At 47.5% G+C, this 15997-nt stretch carries 5 protein-coding genes, 9 tRNA genes and 5 rRNA genes; all 19 read left to right on the top strand.

From position 1 onward, the window contains the following. Window positions 1-44 precede the first annotated feature (44 nt). The 19 genes from NSQ34_RS00500 (at window position 45) to radA (ending at window position 15995) form a co-directional block, all read left to right on the top strand. Window positions 45-2975 (top strand): 23S ribosomal RNA (locus tag NSQ34_RS00500). A 61-nt stretch (window positions 2976-3036) separates the two neighbouring features. Then, window positions 3037-3152 (top strand): 5S ribosomal RNA (gene rrf / locus NSQ34_RS00505). A gap of 821 nt (window positions 3153-3973) precedes the next feature. Next, window positions 3974-4049: transfer RNA gene (locus NSQ34_RS00510), tRNA-Val, on the top strand. 33 nt (window positions 4050-4082) lie between these two features. Next, a tRNA-Thr gene (locus NSQ34_RS00515) sits at window positions 4083-4158 on the top strand. Between the two features lie 37 nt (window positions 4159-4195). Further along, a tRNA-Lys gene (locus NSQ34_RS00520) sits at window positions 4196-4271 on the top strand. An 8-nt stretch (window positions 4272-4279) separates the two neighbouring features. Continuing rightward, a tRNA-Leu gene (locus NSQ34_RS00525) sits at window positions 4280-4362 on the top strand. 30 nt (window positions 4363-4392) lie between these two features. Continuing rightward, window positions 4393-4464: transfer RNA gene (locus NSQ34_RS00530), tRNA-Gly, on the top strand. A 12-nt stretch (window positions 4465-4476) separates the two neighbouring features. Beyond that, window positions 4477-4562, top strand: a tRNA-Leu gene (locus NSQ34_RS00535). A gap of 10 nt (window positions 4563-4572) precedes the next feature. Then, a tRNA-Arg gene (locus NSQ34_RS00540) sits at window positions 4573-4649 on the top strand. Between the two features lie 7 nt (window positions 4650-4656). Next, window positions 4657-4733 (top strand) — tRNA-Pro (locus NSQ34_RS00545). An 8-nt stretch (window positions 4734-4741) separates the two neighbouring features. After that, window positions 4742-4817, top strand: a tRNA-Ala gene (locus NSQ34_RS00550). Between the two features lie 124 nt (window positions 4818-4941). After that, window positions 4942-6490 (top strand): 16S ribosomal RNA (locus tag NSQ34_RS00555). A 182-nt stretch (window positions 6491-6672) separates the two neighbouring features. Beyond that, window positions 6673-9603, top strand: a 23S ribosomal RNA gene (locus NSQ34_RS00560). A 61-nt stretch (window positions 9604-9664) separates the two neighbouring features. Further along, window positions 9665-9780 (top strand): 5S ribosomal RNA (rrf, locus tag NSQ34_RS00565). Together the 16S, 23S and 5S rRNA genes with 9 tRNA genes alongside form the textbook arrangement of a ribosomal RNA operon. Before the next feature lie 177 nt (window positions 9781-9957). Next, a complete protein-coding gene (locus tag NSQ34_RS00570) occupies window positions 9958-10422 on the top strand; it encodes a CtsR family transcriptional regulator (RefSeq protein WP_003217184.1) in 465 nt (154 codons plus the stop codon). 14 nt (window positions 10423-10436) lie between these two features. Beyond that, window positions 10437-10994, top strand: coding sequence for a UvrB/UvrC motif-containing protein (locus NSQ34_RS00575; protein WP_024425862.1), 558 nt, complete (start codon window positions 10437-10439; stop codon window positions 10992-10994). 4 nt (window positions 10995-10998) lie between these two features. Next, complete coding sequence (locus NSQ34_RS00580; protein WP_024425579.1) at window positions 10999-12090, top strand: protein arginine kinase; 1092 nt, start codon at window positions 10999-11001, stop codon at window positions 12088-12090. After that, complete coding sequence (gene clpC, locus NSQ34_RS00585) at window positions 12087-14522, top strand: ATP-dependent protease ATP-binding subunit ClpC (RefSeq protein ID WP_007496263.1); 2436 nt, start codon at window positions 12087-12089, stop codon at window positions 14520-14522. The genes NSQ34_RS00580 and clpC overlap by 4 nt, the downstream gene beginning before the upstream one ends. A 93-nt stretch (window positions 14523-14615) precedes the next feature. Beyond that, window positions 14616-15995 (top strand): DNA repair protein RadA, encoded by a 1380-nt coding sequence (gene radA / locus NSQ34_RS00590; RefSeq protein WP_025092231.1) that lies wholly within the window; start codon window positions 14616-14618, stop codon window positions 15993-15995. Window positions 15996-15997: the final 2 nt, after the last annotated feature.

Genomic DNA, 15997 nt, shown 5'->3' on the forward strand with positions numbered 1-15997 from the left:
TGCAAAGTTCATCACACATAGTGATTCTTTCTAAAGTAAGAAATGGTTAAGTTAGAAAGGGCGCACGGTGGATGCCTTGGCACTAGGAGCCGATGAAGGACGGGACGAACACCGATATGCTTCGGGGAGCTGTAAGCAAGCTTTGATCCGGAGATTTCCGAATGGGGAAACCCACTGCTCGTAATGGAGTAGTATCCATACTTGAATACATAGAGTATGAGAAGGCATACCCGGGGAACTGAAACATCTAAGTACCCGGAGGAAGAGAAAGCAAATGCGATTCCCTGAGTAGCGGCGAGCGAAACGGGAACAGCCCAAACCAAGAGGCTTGCCTCTTGGGGTTGTAGGACACTCTATACGGAGTTACAAAGGAACGATATAAGCGAAGAGGTCTGGAAAGGCCCGCCAAAGAAGGTAACAGCCCTGTAACTGAAATGTTGTTCTCTCCAGAGTGGATCCTGAGTACGGCGGAACACGTGAAATTCCGTCGGAATCCGGGAGGACCATCTCCCAAGGCTAAATACTCCCTAGTGACCGATAGTGAACCAGTACCGTGAGGGAAAGGTGAAAAGCACCCCGGAAGGGGAGTGAAATAGATCCTGAAACCGTGTGCCTACAAGTAGTCAGAGCCCGTTAACGGGTGATGGCGTGCCTTTTGTAGAATGAACCGGCGAGTTACGATCCCGTGCAAGGTTAAGCAGAAGATGCGGAGCCGCAGCGAAAGCGAGTCTGAATAGGGCGCATGAGTACGTGGTCGTAGACCCGAAACCAGGTGATCTACCCATGTCCAGGGTGAAGTTCAGGTAACACTGAATGGAGGCCCGAACCCACGCACGTTGAAAAGTGCGGGGATGAGGTGTGGGTAGGGGTGAAATGCCAATCGAACCTGGAGATAGCTGGTTCTCTCCGAAATAGCTTTAGGGCTAGCCTCAAGGTAAGAGTCTCGGAGGTAGAGCACTGATTGGACTAGGGGCCCCTACCGGGTTACCGAATTCAGTCAAACTCCGAATGCCGATGACTTATCCTTGGGAGTCAGACTGCGAGTGATAAGATCCGTAGTCGAAAGGGAAACAGCCCAGACCGCCAGCTAAGGTCCCAAAGTATACGTTAAGTGGAAAAGGATGTGGAGTTGCTTAGACAACCAGGATGTTGGCTTAGAAGCAGCCACCATTTAAAGAGTGCGTAATAGCTCACTGGTCGAGTGACTCTGCGCCGAAAATGTACCGGGGCTAAACGTATCACCGAAGCTGCGGACTGTTCTTACGAACAGTGGTAGGAGAGCGTTCTAAGGGCTGTGAAGCCAGACCGGAAGGACTGGTGGAGCGCTTAGAAGTGAGAATGCCGGTATGAGTAGCGAAAGACGGGTGAGAATCCCGTCCACCGAATGCCTAAGGTTTCCTGAGGAAGGCTCGTCCGCTCAGGGTTAGTCGGGACCTAAGCCGAGGCCGAAAGGCGTAGGCGATGGACAACAGGTTGATATTCCTGTACCACCTCCTCACCATTTGAGCAATGGGGGGACGCAGGAGGATAGGGTAAGCGCGGTATTGGATATCCGCGTCCAAGCAGTTAGGCTGGGAAATAGGCAAATCCGTTTCCCGTAAAGGCTGAGCTGTGATGGCGAGCGAAATTTAGTAGCGAAGTTCCTGATTCCACACTGCCAAGAAAAGCCTCTAGCGAGGTGAGAGGTGCCCGTACCGCAAACCGACACAGGTAGGCGAGGAGAGAATCCTAAGGTGATCGAGAGAACTCTCGTTAAGGAACTCGGCAAAATGACCCCGTAACTTCGGGAGAAGGGGTGCTTCTTAGGGTGTTAAAGCCCCGAGAAGCCGCAGTGAATAGGCCCAGGCGACTGTTTAGCAAAAACACAGGTCTCTGCGAAGCCGTAAGGCGAAGTATAGGGGCTGACGCCTGCCCGGTGCTGGAAGGTTAAGAGGAGCGCTTAGCGTAAGCGAAGGTGCGAATTGAAGCCCCAGTAAACGGCGGCCGTAACTATAACGGTCCTAAGGTAGCGAAATTCCTTGTCGGGTAAGTTCCGACCCGCACGAAAGGCGCAACGATCTGGGCACTGTCTCAACGAGAGACTCGGTGAAATTATAGTACCTGTGAAGATGCAGGTTACCCGCGACAGGACGGAAAGACCCCGTGGAGCTTTACTGCAGCCTGATATTGAATGTTGGTACAGCTTGTACAGGATAGGTAGGAGCCTTGGAAACCGGAGCGCTAGCTTCGGTGGAGGCATCGGTGGGATACTACCCTGGCTGTATTGACCTTCTAACCCGCTGCCCTTATCGGGCAGGGAGACAGTGTCAGGTGGGCAGTTTGACTGGGGCGGTCGCCTCCTAAAATGTAACGGAGGCGCCCAAAGGTTCCCTCAGAATGGTTGGAAATCATTCGCAGAGTGTAAAGGCACAAGGGAGCTTGACTGCGAGACCTACAAGTCGAGCAGGGACGAAAGTCGGGCTTAGTGATCCGGTGGTTCCGCATGGAAGGGCCATCGCTCAACGGATAAAAGCTACCCCGGGGATAACAGGCTTATCTCCCCCAAGAGTCCACATCGACGGGGAGGTTTGGCACCTCGATGTCGGCTCATCGCATCCTGGGGCTGTAGTCGGTCCCAAGGGTTGGGCTGTTCGCCCATTAAAGCGGTACGCGAGCTGGGTTCAGAACGTCGTGAGACAGTTCGGTCCCTATCCGTCGCGGGCGCAGGAAATTTGAGAGGAGCTGTCCTTAGTACGAGAGGACCGGGATGGACGCACCGCTGGTGTACCAGTTGTTCTGCCAAGGGCATCGCTGGGTAGCTATGTGCGGACGGGATAAGTGCTGAAAGCATCTAAGCATGAAGCCCCCCTCAAGATGAGATTTCCCATTCCGCAAGGAAGTAAGATCCCTGAAAGATGATCAGGTTGATAGGTCTGAGGTGGAAGCGTGGTGACACGTGGAGCTGACAGATACTAATAGATCGAGGACTTAACCTATATTCTAATGTGAAGCATGAACATTGTTATCTAGTTTTGAGAGAACATTCTCTCCATCAGGTTTGGTGGCGATAGCGAAGAGGTCACACCCGTTCCCATACCGAACACGGAAGTTAAGCTCTTCAGCGCCGATGGTAGTTGGGGGTTTCCCCCTGTGAGAGTAGGACGCCGCCAAGCTTCTATTAGGATCAGTTCCAGTCGGAACTGGTCTTTTTTGTGTTTTTGAATGACTTGCTTCTATATAATAGGTTCGTAAAGTAAAAATACGTTGTTTCCTCGTTGATTGCTAAATAAATCAAACTTTACTTTCCTTCAATTTAACATTTCAGTCATCATATGAACCAGTAGTTCAAATTATCAAGGGTCAACACTAAAAGCATAAGAAAACCTCTCCTTGGACTAAATAGATGTAAAGAGGTGATGTATAGGGTCACGAGATAGAAAGGCACCCTCACCCCAAAGGGGATAGTCAGCTATTGCTAAATTTTTAACTTAAAAGGAGAAAGAAACAATACTAATATTAATTCTCCTGGTAAAACTTTATATCGATGATAAGACTGTTGAGTGTTTGAAGCAGCAGAAAAATTAATGTGAAACGATTTGTTGAAAAATAGTAAAGACCAGTAATTATTTTCACACTTTTTTAGGCAAAAAAGATTTCTCAGAAAAATAAAATAATAATAGAATTTCTTTTTTGGATGTTTTTTATCCAGAGATATATGAAATAAAACAAGGATATGAAAGCTTCGAAATTGCTGTTTTTGCAATGATAGAGCCATATAAGCGCTCTTTTTAACAAAAAAACATAAAAAAATGAAAAAAAGGCTTTTAAAATGATGAGACAAGTGGTAAACTTCTTTAGGTGCCTTAACGAAAAGGTGAAAAAACAGCTTTAAAATAAATTCAAAAATTATTTTAAAAAAGTCTTTACAAACAATATCTTATCGTTATATAATACTATTTGTCAGATCGAGAGACACTTCGAAACGACACAATATGGAGGATTAGCTCAGCTGGGAGAGCATCTGCCTTACAAGCAGAGGGTCGGCGGTTCGAGCCCGTCATCCTCCACCATATTTATTCTTACATAATGTTAGGATAGATAAAGCCGGTGTAGCTCAACTGGTAGAGCAACTGACTTGTAATCAGTAGGTTGGGGGTTCAAGTCCTCTTGCCGGCACCACTTTCATATGGTAAGATAGACAAGTCGCTTTTAAAGCGAGCCATTAGCTCAGTTGGTAGAGCATCTGACTTTTAATCAGAGGGTCGAAGGTTCGAGTCCTTCATGGCTCACCATGTTTCATGCGGGTGTGGCGGAATTGGCAGACGCGCTAGACTTAGGATCTAGTGTCTTTATGACGTGGGGGTTCAAGTCCCTTCACCCGCATTGCCAAATAAAATAAAGAAATCCTGTAATGCGGAAGTAGTTCAGTGGTAGAACACCACCTTGCCAAGGTGGGGGTCGCGGGTTCGAATCCCGTCTTCCGCTTATACCATCCACGCCGGGGTGGTGGAATTGGCAGACACACAGGACTTAAAATCCTGCGGTAGGTGACTACCGTGCCGGTTCAAGTCCGGCCCTCGGCATTATAAATAAGCGCCCGTAGCTCAATTGGATAGAGCGTTTGACTACGGATCAAAAGGTTAGGGGTTCGACTCCTCTCGGGCGCGCCATTAAGATCGGGAAGTAGCTCAGCTTGGTAGAGCACTTGGTTTGGGACCAAGGGGTCGCAGGTTCGAATCCTGTCTTCCCGACCATCTTTTATGGGGCCTTAGCTCAGCTGGGAGAGCGCCTGCCTTGCACGCAGGAGGTCAGCGGTTCGATCCCGCTAGGCTCCACCAATATGATCTTTGAAAACTAAACAAGACAAAACGTACCTGTTAATTCGAGTTTTTATAAAAAATCCTATGAAACTTCATAGGTAGTCAGTCAAACTGGCGAAAAGCAAAACTTCGGTTTTGTATTTTTTCGGAGAGTTTGATCCTGGCTCAGGACGAACGCTGGCGGCGTGCCTAATACATGCAAGTCGAGCGGACAGAAGGGAGCTTGCTCCCGGATGTTAGCGGCGGACGGGTGAGTAACACGTGGGTAACCTGCCTGTAAGACTGGGATAACTCCGGGAAACCGGAGCTAATACCGGATAGTTCCTTGAACCGCATGGTTCAAGGATGAAAGACGGTTTCGGCTGTCACTTACAGATGGACCCGCGGCGCATTAGCTAGTTGGTGGGGTAATGGCTCACCAAGGCGACGATGCGTAGCCGACCTGAGAGGGTGATCGGCCACACTGGGACTGAGACACGGCCCAGACTCCTACGGGAGGCAGCAGTAGGGAATCTTCCGCAATGGACGAAAGTCTGACGGAGCAACGCCGCGTGAGTGATGAAGGTTTTCGGATCGTAAAGCTCTGTTGTTAGGGAAGAACAAGTGCGAGAGTAACTGCTCGCACCTTGACGGTACCTAACCAGAAAGCCACGGCTAACTACGTGCCAGCAGCCGCGGTAATACGTAGGTGGCAAGCGTTGTCCGGAATTATTGGGCGTAAAGGGCTCGCAGGCGGTTTCTTAAGTCTGATGTGAAAGCCCCCGGCTCAACCGGGGAGGGTCATTGGAAACTGGGAAACTTGAGTGCAGAAGAGGAGAGTGGAATTCCACGTGTAGCGGTGAAATGCGTAGAGATGTGGAGGAACACCAGTGGCGAAGGCGACTCTCTGGTCTGTAACTGACGCTGAGGAGCGAAAGCGTGGGGAGCGAACAGGATTAGATACCCTGGTAGTCCACGCCGTAAACGATGAGTGCTAAGTGTTAGGGGGTTTCCGCCCCTTAGTGCTGCAGCTAACGCATTAAGCACTCCGCCTGGGGAGTACGGTCGCAAGACTGAAACTCAAAGGAATTGACGGGGGCCCGCACAAGCGGTGGAGCATGTGGTTTAATTCGAAGCAACGCGAAGAACCTTACCAGGTCTTGACATCCTCTGACAACCCTAGAGATAGGGCTTTCCCTTCGGGGACAGAGTGACAGGTGGTGCATGGTTGTCGTCAGCTCGTGTCGTGAGATGTTGGGTTAAGTCCCGCAACGAGCGCAACCCTTGATCTTAGTTGCCAGCATTCAGTTGGGCACTCTAAGGTGACTGCCGGTGACAAACCGGAGGAAGGTGGGGATGACGTCAAATCATCATGCCCCTTATGACCTGGGCTACACACGTGCTACAATGGACAGAACAAAGGGCTGCAAGACCGCAAGGTTTAGCCAATCCCATAAATCTGTTCTCAGTTCGGATCGCAGTCTGCAACTCGACTGCGTGAAGCTGGAATCGCTAGTAATCGCGGATCAGCATGCCGCGGTGAATACGTTCCCGGGCCTTGTACACACCGCCCGTCACACCACGAGAGTTTGCAACACCCGAAGTCGGTGAGGTAACCTTTATGGAGCCAGCCGCCGAAGGTGGGGCAGATGATTGGGGTGAAGTCGTAACAAGGTAGCCGTATCGGAAGGTGCGGCTGGATCACCTCCTTTCTAAGGATATATGGAGCAGCGTACGTTTTCGTCTTGTTTAGTTTTGAAGGATCATTCCTTCAAAACATGTCTCTAGCGAGACAGGATTGTTCTTTGAAAACTAGATAACAATAAGTAATACATTCACATTGAATGCAATGCAAAGTTCATCACACATAGTGATTCTTTCTAAAGTAAGAAATGGTTAAGTTAGAAAGGGCGCACGGTGGATGCCTTGGCACTAGGAGCCGATGAAGGACGGGACGAACACCGATATGCTTCGGGGAGCTGTAAGCAAGCTTTGATCCGGAGATTTCCGAATGGGGAAACCCACTGCTCGTAATGGAGTAGTATCCATACTTGAATACATAGAGTATGAGAAGGCATACCCGGGGAACTGAAACATCTAAGTACCCGGAGGAAGAGAAAGCAAATGCGATTCCCTGAGTAGCGGCGAGCGAAACGGGAACAGCCCAAACCAAGAGGCTTGCCTCTTGGGGTTGTAGGACACTCTATACGGAGTTACAAAGGAACGATATAAGCGAAGAGGTCTGGAAAGGCCCGCCAAAGAAGGTAACAGCCCTGTAACTGAAATGTTGTTCTCTCCAGAGTGGATCCTGAGTACGGCGGAACACGTGAAATTCCGTCGGAATCCGGGAGGACCATCTCCCAAGGCTAAATACTCCCTAGTGACCGATAGTGAACCAGTACCGTGAGGGAAAGGTGAAAAGCACCCCGGAAGGGGAGTGAAATAGATCCTGAAACCGTGTGCCTACAAGTAGTCAGAGCCCGTTAACGGGTGATGGCGTGCCTTTTGTAGAATGAACCGGCGAGTTACGATCCCGTGCAAGGTTAAGCAGAAGATGCGGAGCCGCAGCGAAAGCGAGTCTGAATAGGGCGCATGAGTACGTGGTCGTAGACCCGAAACCAGGTGATCTACCCATGTCCAGGGTGAAGTTCAGGTAACACTGAATGGAGGCCCGAACCCACGCACGTTGAAAAGTGCGGGGATGAGGTGTGGGTAGGGGTGAAATGCCAATCGAACCTGGAGATAGCTGGTTCTCTCCGAAATAGCTTTAGGGCTAGCCTCAAGGTAAGAGTCTCGGAGGTAGAGCACTGATTGGACTAGGGGCCCCTACCGGGTTACCGAATTCAGTCAAACTCCGAATGCCGATGACTTATCCTTGGGAGTCAGACTGCGAGTGATAAGATCCGTAGTCGAAAGGGAAACAGCCCAGACCGCCAGCTAAGGTCCCAAAGTATACGTTAAGTGGAAAAGGATGTGGAGTTGCTTAGACAACCAGGATGTTGGCTTAGAAGCAGCCACCATTTAAAGAGTGCGTAATAGCTCACTGGTCGAGTGACTCTGCGCCGAAAATGTACCGGGGCTAAACGTATCACCGAAGCTGCGGACTGTTCTTACGAACAGTGGTAGGAGAGCGTTCTAAGGGCTGTGAAGCCAGACCGGAAGGACTGGTGGAGCGCTTAGAAGTGAGAATGCCGGTATGAGTAGCGAAAGACGGGTGAGAATCCCGTCCACCGAATGCCTAAGGTTTCCTGAGGAAGGCTCGTCCGCTCAGGGTTAGTCGGGACCTAAGCCGAGGCCGAAAGGCGTAGGCGATGGACAACAGGTTGATATTCCTGTACCACCTCCTCACCATTTGAGCAATGGGGGGACGCAGGAGGATAGGGTAAGCGCGGTATTGGATATCCGCGTCCAAGCAGTTAGGCTGGGAAATAGGCAAATCCGTTTCCCGTAAAGGCTGAGCTGTGATGGCGAGCGAAATTTAGTAGCGAAGTTCCTGATTCCACACTGCCAAGAAAAGCCTCTAGCGAGGTGAGAGGTGCCCGTACCGCAAACCGACACAGGTAGGCGAGGAGAGAATCCTAAGGTGATCGAGAGAACTCTCGTTAAGGAACTCGGCAAAATGACCCCGTAACTTCGGGAGAAGGGGTGCTTCTTAGGGTGTTAAAGCCCCGAGAAGCCGCAGTGAATAGGCCCAGGCGACTGTTTAGCAAAAACACAGGTCTCTGCGAAGCCGTAAGGCGAAGTATAGGGGCTGACGCCTGCCCGGTGCTGGAAGGTTAAGAGGAGCGCTTAGCGTAAGCGAAGGTGCGAATTGAAGCCCCAGTAAACGGCGGCCGTAACTATAACGGTCCTAAGGTAGCGAAATTCCTTGTCGGGTAAGTTCCGACCCGCACGAAAGGCGCAACGATCTGGGCACTGTCTCAACGAGAGACTCGGTGAAATTATAGTACCTGTGAAGATGCAGGTTACCCGCGACAGGACGGAAAGACCCCGTGGAGCTTTACTGCAGCCTGATATTGAATGTTGGTACAGCTTGTACAGGATAGGTAGGAGCCTTGGAAACCGGAGCGCTAGCTTCGGTGGAGGCATCGGTGGGATACTACCCTGGCTGTATTGACCTTCTAACCCGCTGCCCTTATCGGGCAGGGAGACAGTGTCAGGTGGGCAGTTTGACTGGGGCGGTCGCCTCCTAAAATGTAACGGAGGCGCCCAAAGGTTCCCTCAGAATGGTTGGAAATCATTCGCAGAGTGTAAAGGCACAAGGGAGCTTGACTGCGAGACCTACAAGTCGAGCAGGGACGAAAGTCGGGCTTAGTGATCCGGTGGTTCCGCATGGAAGGGCCATCGCTCAACGGATAAAAGCTACCCCGGGGATAACAGGCTTATCTCCCCCAAGAGTCCACATCGACGGGGAGGTTTGGCACCTCGATGTCGGCTCATCGCATCCTGGGGCTGTAGTCGGTCCCAAGGGTTGGGCTGTTCGCCCATTAAAGCGGTACGCGAGCTGGGTTCAGAACGTCGTGAGACAGTTCGGTCCCTATCCGTCGCGGGCGCAGGAAATTTGAGAGGAGCTGTCCTTAGTACGAGAGGACCGGGATGGACGCACCGCTGGTGTACCAGTTGTTCTGCCAAGGGCATCGCTGGGTAGCTATGTGCGGACGGGATAAGTGCTGAAAGCATCTAAGCATGAAGCCCCCCTCAAGATGAGATTTCCCATTCCGCAAGGAAGTAAGATCCCTGAAAGATGATCAGGTTGATAGGTCTGAGGTGGAAGCGTGGTGACACGTGGAGCTGACAGATACTAATAGATCGAGGACTTAACCTATATTCTAATGTGAAGCATGAACATTGTTATCTAGTTTTGAGAGAACATTCTCTCCATCAGGTTTGGTGGCGATAGCGAAGAGGTCACACCCGTTCCCATACCGAACACGGAAGTTAAGCTCTTCAGCGCCGATGGTAGTTGGGGGTTTCCCCCTGTGAGAGTAGGACGCCGCCAAGCTTCTATTAGGATCAGTTCCAGTCGGAACTGGTCTTTTTTGTGTTTTTGGGAGGTTTGACACCATATAAATGTGGAAATAATATTGTTAGTTGAGCGATTATCTTGAAAAATTGATCGAAAAAATTTATAGTAAGATTAAAGTCAAATATAGTCAAAGTCAATGGAGGAGGAGGCGGAGTGGCACAAAATATTTCTGATATCATCGAGCAGTATTTGAAGGAAGTCTTGGATCAGAACGGTCGAGAAATATTAGAAATTAAACGCAATGAAATTGCAGATAAATTTCAATGCGTACCTTCACAAATTAACTATGTTATCAATACACGCTTTACGAGCGAGAGAGGCTATATCGTTGAAAGTAAGCGTGGCGGCGGTGGCTATATCCGCATCATTAAAGTCAAAATGAATGATGAAGTCGACTTATTGAACAATATTATTTCCCAAATATATCATCGGTTATCACAGGCTGCATCTGATCATATCATCATGCGTCTTGTTGAAAATAACATATTATCTGAAAGAGAAGCTAAGATGATGATTAGTGTCATGGACCGTTCTGTATTGCATATTGATTTACCTGAACGAGATGAACTGCGGGCTCGGATGATGAAAGCGATGTTAAATGCTTTGAAATTAAAGTAAAGCGGGTGAAAAGATTGATTTGTCAAGAATGTAATGAGAGACCAGCCACTTTTCACTTTACGAAAGTTATAAATGGAGAAAAACAAGAAATGCACATATGTGAACAATGTGCAAAAGAAAACAGTGATTCATATGCTATGAGTGGAAACCAAGGTTTCTCGATTCACAACTTATTATCAGGCTTATTGAATATTGATCCTAGCTTCACCACAAGTGCGAACAAGGGCTCGTCTATTTTTCAAGAAGCGAAAGAAGTGGATCAATGTCCTAAGTGTGGCTTAACCTTTCAGCAGTTCAGAAAAACAGGCCGATTTGGCTGTGCAGAATGCTATCGTACATTTGATCAGTATCTGAACCCTGTTTTACGGAAAGTCCATAGTGGAAATACAGTCCATAATGGAAAAGTACCAAAACGAATTGCCGGCAGCCTGCATGTTCGCCGGAAACTTGAGTTAATGCAGCAAGAGCTGAAGCAGCTGATTGAACAGGAAGAGTTCGAAAAGGCAGCGGAAGTTCGAGATCAAATTCGTGCATTAGAGCATGAGCAATCTCAGCAGAGGGAGGGAGATTAACGTCATGTCGCTCCAGCATTTTATTCAAGACGCTCTTAGTCAGTGGATGAAACAAAAAGGACCAGAAAGTGACATTGTTCTAAGCAGTCGTATCCGGCTAGCGCGCAATCTAGAGCATGTTCGTTTCCCAACTCAGTTTTCTCAAGCTGAAGCTGAAGCTGTTCTCCAGCAATTCGAGCAAAAGTTTGCTAGCCAGGAAGTGAAGGACATTGGAAACTTTGTTCTGATTCGAATGAATGAAACGCAGCCTTTAGCAAAGAGGGTACTTGTTGAAAAGCATTTGATTAGCCCCAATTTAGCTGAATCAAGATTTGGCGGCTGTTTGCTTTCTGAAAATGAAGAAATCAGTGTGATGCTGAATGAAGAAGACCATATTCGAATCCAGTGCTTATTCCCAGGTTTTCAGCTAGCCAATGCACTAAAAGCGGCTAATCAGGTAGATGACTGGATTGAAGAGCAAGTGGATTACGCGTTTTCTGAAAAGCGAGGATACTTAACAAGCTGTCCGACCAATGTAGGTACAGGTATTAGGGCTTCGGTCATGATGCATTTACCAGCATTAGCGCTCACAAGACAAATGAATCGGATTATTCCGGCCATTAATCAATTAGGTCTTGTGGTCAGAGGAATTTATGGTGAGGGCAGCGAAGCAATAGGGAACATCTTTCAAATTTCAAATCAAATGACACTTGGTCAATCAGAAGAAGACATTGTAGATGACTTGAATAGTGTGACCGCTCAGCTCATTGAACAAGAGCGATCTGCACGAAAAGCGTTATATCAAACATCTAAAATTGAACTTGAGGACAGAGTGTACCGTTCCTTAGGAATTTTGGCCAATTGTCGTATGATTGAATCAAAGGAAACAGCGAAGTGTTTGTCAGATGTGCGGCTTGGAATTGATTTAGGTATCATTAAGGGGCTTTCAAGTAATATACTGAATGAACTCATGATTTTGACTCAGCCCGGCTTCCTTCAACAATATTCAGGAGGAGCCTTAGAGCCAAATGAACGAGATATAAAACGAGCAGCGATTATTAGAGAAAGGCTGCGCTTAGAAATGCATAGGAATGGACAGGAGGATGAAACGATATGATGTTTGGAAGATTCACTGAAAGAGCTCAAAAGGTATTAGCACTTGCACAAGAAGAAGCCATTCGCCTAGGCCATAAGAACATAGGTACTGAGCACATTTTACTTGGCCTTGTACGTGAAGGTGAGGGCATCGCTGCCAAAGCGTTAGAAGCACTGGGCCTTGTTTCAGATAAAATCCAAAAAGAAGTCGAAAGCTTGATTGGAAGAGGGCAAGAGGTGTCTCAAGCTATTCCTCATTATACGCCTAGAGCGAAGAAGGTCACTGAGCTTTCAATGGATGAAGCAAGAAAGCTAGGTCATTCCTATGTAGGGACAGAACATATTCTATTAGGTCTTATTCGTGAGGGAGAGGGTGTCGCTGCCCGTGTCTTAAATAACCTCGGAGTGAGCTTAAATAAAGCACGCCAGCAAGTCCTGCAGCTGCTTGGAAGCAATGAAACAGGTGCATCTGCAGCTGGCTCTAATAGCAATGCAAATACACCAACACTTGATAGCCTGGCAAGAGATTTAACAGCTATCGCAAAAGAGGACAGCTTGGACCCTGTCATTGGCCGAAGCAAAGAAATTCAACGTGTCATTGAGGTCCTAAGTAGAAGAACAAAAAATAACCCTGTGCTGATTGGTGAGCCTGGTGTTGGTAAAACAGCCATCGCAGAAGGTCTTGCACAGCAAATTATTCATAATGAAGTGCCTGAAATCCTGCGTGATAAACGAGTAATGACCCTGGATATGGGAACTGTTGTAGCTGGTACGAAATATCGTGGTGAATTCGAGGATCGTTTGAAAAAAGTGATGGACGAAATTCGCCAGGCAGGAAATATCATTCTCTTTATCGACGAGCTTCATACACTTATTGGTGCTGGTGGAGCAGAGGGCGCGATTGATGCGTCTAATATCTTGAAGCCATCCCTAGCACGTGGAGAGCTTCAATGTATTGGGGCGACAACGTTAGATGAGTACCGTAAATATATTGAAAAGGATGCTGCGCTTGAACGACGTTTCCAGCCAATTCAAGTAGATCAGCCGTCTGTTGATGAAAGTATTCAAATCTTAAGAGGGCTTAGAGACCGGTATGAAGCACATCACCGTGTGTCTATTACAGATGAAGCGATTGAGGCGGCGGTGAAGCTGTCTGACCGTTATATTTCTGACCGATTCCTTCCAGATAAGGCGATTGATTTAATTGATGAGGCAGGTTCGAAAGTCCGTTTACGTTCGTTCACAACACCGCCTAACCTAAAAGAATTAGAGCAAAAGCTGGATGAAGTACGCAAGGAAAAGGATGCGGCAGTTCAAAGTCAAGAATTTGAAAAAGCAGCTTCTCTTCGAGATACAGAACAGCGTTTGCGTGAAAAAGTAGAAGTTACAAAGAAATCATGGAAAGAAAAGCAGGGACAAGAGAATTCAGAGGTATCTGTAGATGATATCGCAATGGTCGTTTCCAGCTGGACGGGAGTGCCTGTTTCGAAAATTGCTCAAACGGAGACAGATAAGCTTCTGAATATGGAACAATTGCTCCACTCTCGCGTGATCGGACAGGATGAAGCGGTTGTCGCTGTAGCAAAAGCGGTGAGACGTGCGCGTGCTGGCCTGAAAGATCCGAAGCGCCCAATCGGCTCCTTTATCTTCTTAGGTCCAACAGGGGTTGGTAAAACGGAGCTTGCAAGAGCACTTGCTGAGTCTATTTTCGGTGATGAAGAAGCAATGATCCGTATTGATATGTCTGAATACATGGAGAAGCACTCTACATCCAGACTTGTTGGGTCACCTCCAGGCTATGTGGGCTATGATGAAGGTGGACAGCTGACTGAAAAAGTGAGAAGAAAACCTTATTCTGTCGTTCTTTTAGACGAGATTGAAAAGGCGCATCCAGATGTATTTAATATCTTACTGCAAGTGTTAGAAGATGGTCGTCTGACTGATTCTAAAGGGCGTACCGTTGACTTTAGAAATACGATTTTGATTATGACATCAAACGTTGGAGCTAGTGAGCTGAAGCGCAATAAATATGTTGGCTTTAACGTGCAGGATGAAAGTCAAAATTACAAGGATATGAAAGGCAAAGTGATGGGCGAGTTGAAACGTGCGTTTAGACCTGAGTTTATCAACCGGATTGATGAAATCATTGTCTTCCACTCGCTTGAGAAGAAACATCTAAAAGAGATCGTGTCTCTCATGTCTGATCAATTGACAAAACGATTAAAAGAACAAGACCTATCAATTGAATTGACGGAAGCAGCAAAAGCGAAGATTGCCGACGAAGGAGTAGATCTTGAGTACGGTGCGCGTCCGTTAAGAAGAGCGATTCAAAAGCATGTAGAAGATCGACTTTCTGAAGAGCTTCTGAAGGGGAATATTGAAAAAGGTCAACATATCGTATTAGATGTGGAAGATGGAGAGATTGTCGTAAAAGCGACGGCTGCTACGAACTAATATAGTAAGAAAAAAGTGTGAGGCATACCAGTAAGGTGTATGCCTCCCTTTACTTATTTTCTGACCAGTATAAGGAGTTGTATTCTTCAATCTATGGCTAAGACAAAATCAAAATTTATATGCCAATCGTGCGGTTATGAGTCAGCCAAATGGATGGGGAAATGTCCAGGCTGCGGCACGTGGAACAGTATGACAGAAGAGGTCGTTCGCAAAGAGCCGGCAAACCGTCGAAGTGCTTTTAATCATTCTGTTCAAACCATTCAAAAACCTTCACCTATATCTGCAATTGAAACATCCGAAGAACCCCGAATTAAAACAAATTTAGAAGAATTTAACCGAGTATTAGGAAGTGGAATTGTCAAAGGTTCTCTTGTTCTCATCGGCGGAGATCCTGGGATTGGGAAGTCCACATTATTATTACAAGTATCAGCACAGCTCTCAGACAAAAATCAGAATGTGTTATACATATCTGGTGAGGAGTCCATTAAACAAACGAAGCTAAGAGCGGACCGCCTTGGCATTGAAAGCGCCTCTTTACATGTTTTGGCTGAAACCGATATGGAGTATATAACGTCTGCTATACAGGAGATGAAACCTGCTTTTGTTGTGGTGGATTCGATTCAAACCGTTTACCAAAGCGATATCACGTCAGCTCCCGGCTCTGTATCTCAAGTTAGAGAATGTACAGCGCAGCTGATGAAGATTGCCAAGACAAATGGTATTCCTATTTTTATCGTTGGTCACGTGACCAAAGAAGGCTCGATCGCAGGTCCACGCCTTTTAGAGCATATGGTGGACACAGTTCTTTATTTTGAAGGCGAGCGTCATCATACGTTTCGTATCTTACGGGCGGTCAAAAACCGATTTGGTTCAACGAATGAATTGGGAATTTTTGAAATGAGAGAGGAAGGGCTCACGGAAGTATTAAACCCATCAGAAATCTTTCTAGAAGAGCGGTCGGCAGGTGTATCTGGTTCGTGTGTTGTTGCCTCAATGGAAGGAACAAGACCCGTACTTGTCGAGATACAGGCATTAATTTCCCCGACAAGCTTTGGGAATCCGCGAAGAATGGCCACTGGCCTTGATCATAATCGAGTATCGCTGCTCATGGCAGTTTTAGAAAAACGCGTGGGGCTGCTGCTGCAAAACCAAGATGCGTATTTAAAGGTCGCAGGCGGTGTGAAGCTTGACGAACCGGCGATTGACTTAGCTATTGCTGTCAGTATTGCATCAAGCTTTAAAGATGCAGCGCCGCATCAAGCGGATTGCTTTATAGGAGAGGTCGGTCTGACGGGAGAAGTCAGAAGAGTATCAAGAATTGAACAGCGAGTGCAGGAAGCTGCAAAACTAGGATTTAAGCGAATGTTTATTCCTCAGGCGAATATAGACGGATGGAAAAAGCCGAGAGGGATTGAGTTAGTTGGTGTAGAAAATGTAGCGGAGGCACTTCGAATTTCACTAGGGGGATCATAGAA

Origin of the sequence: Bacillus sp. FSL P2-0069, from assembly GCF_038593315.1 — a bacterium.
GTDB lineage: Bacteria > Bacillota > Bacilli > Bacillales > Bacillaceae > Bacillus > Bacillus safensis.

Bases quoted from the DNA above. Each gene is read 5' to 3' on its own strand.
- NSQ34_RS00580 (WP_024425579.1), top strand. From the start codon at position 10,999: ATGTCGCTCCAGCATTTTATTCAAGACGCTCTTAGTCAGTGGATGAAA.
- radA (WP_025092231.1), top strand. From the start codon at position 14,616: ATGGCTAAGACAAAATCAAAATTTATATGCCAATCGTGCGGTTATGAG.
- clpC (WP_007496263.1), top strand. From the start codon at position 12,087: ATGATGTTTGGAAGATTCACTGAAAGAGCTCAAAAGGTATTAGCACTT.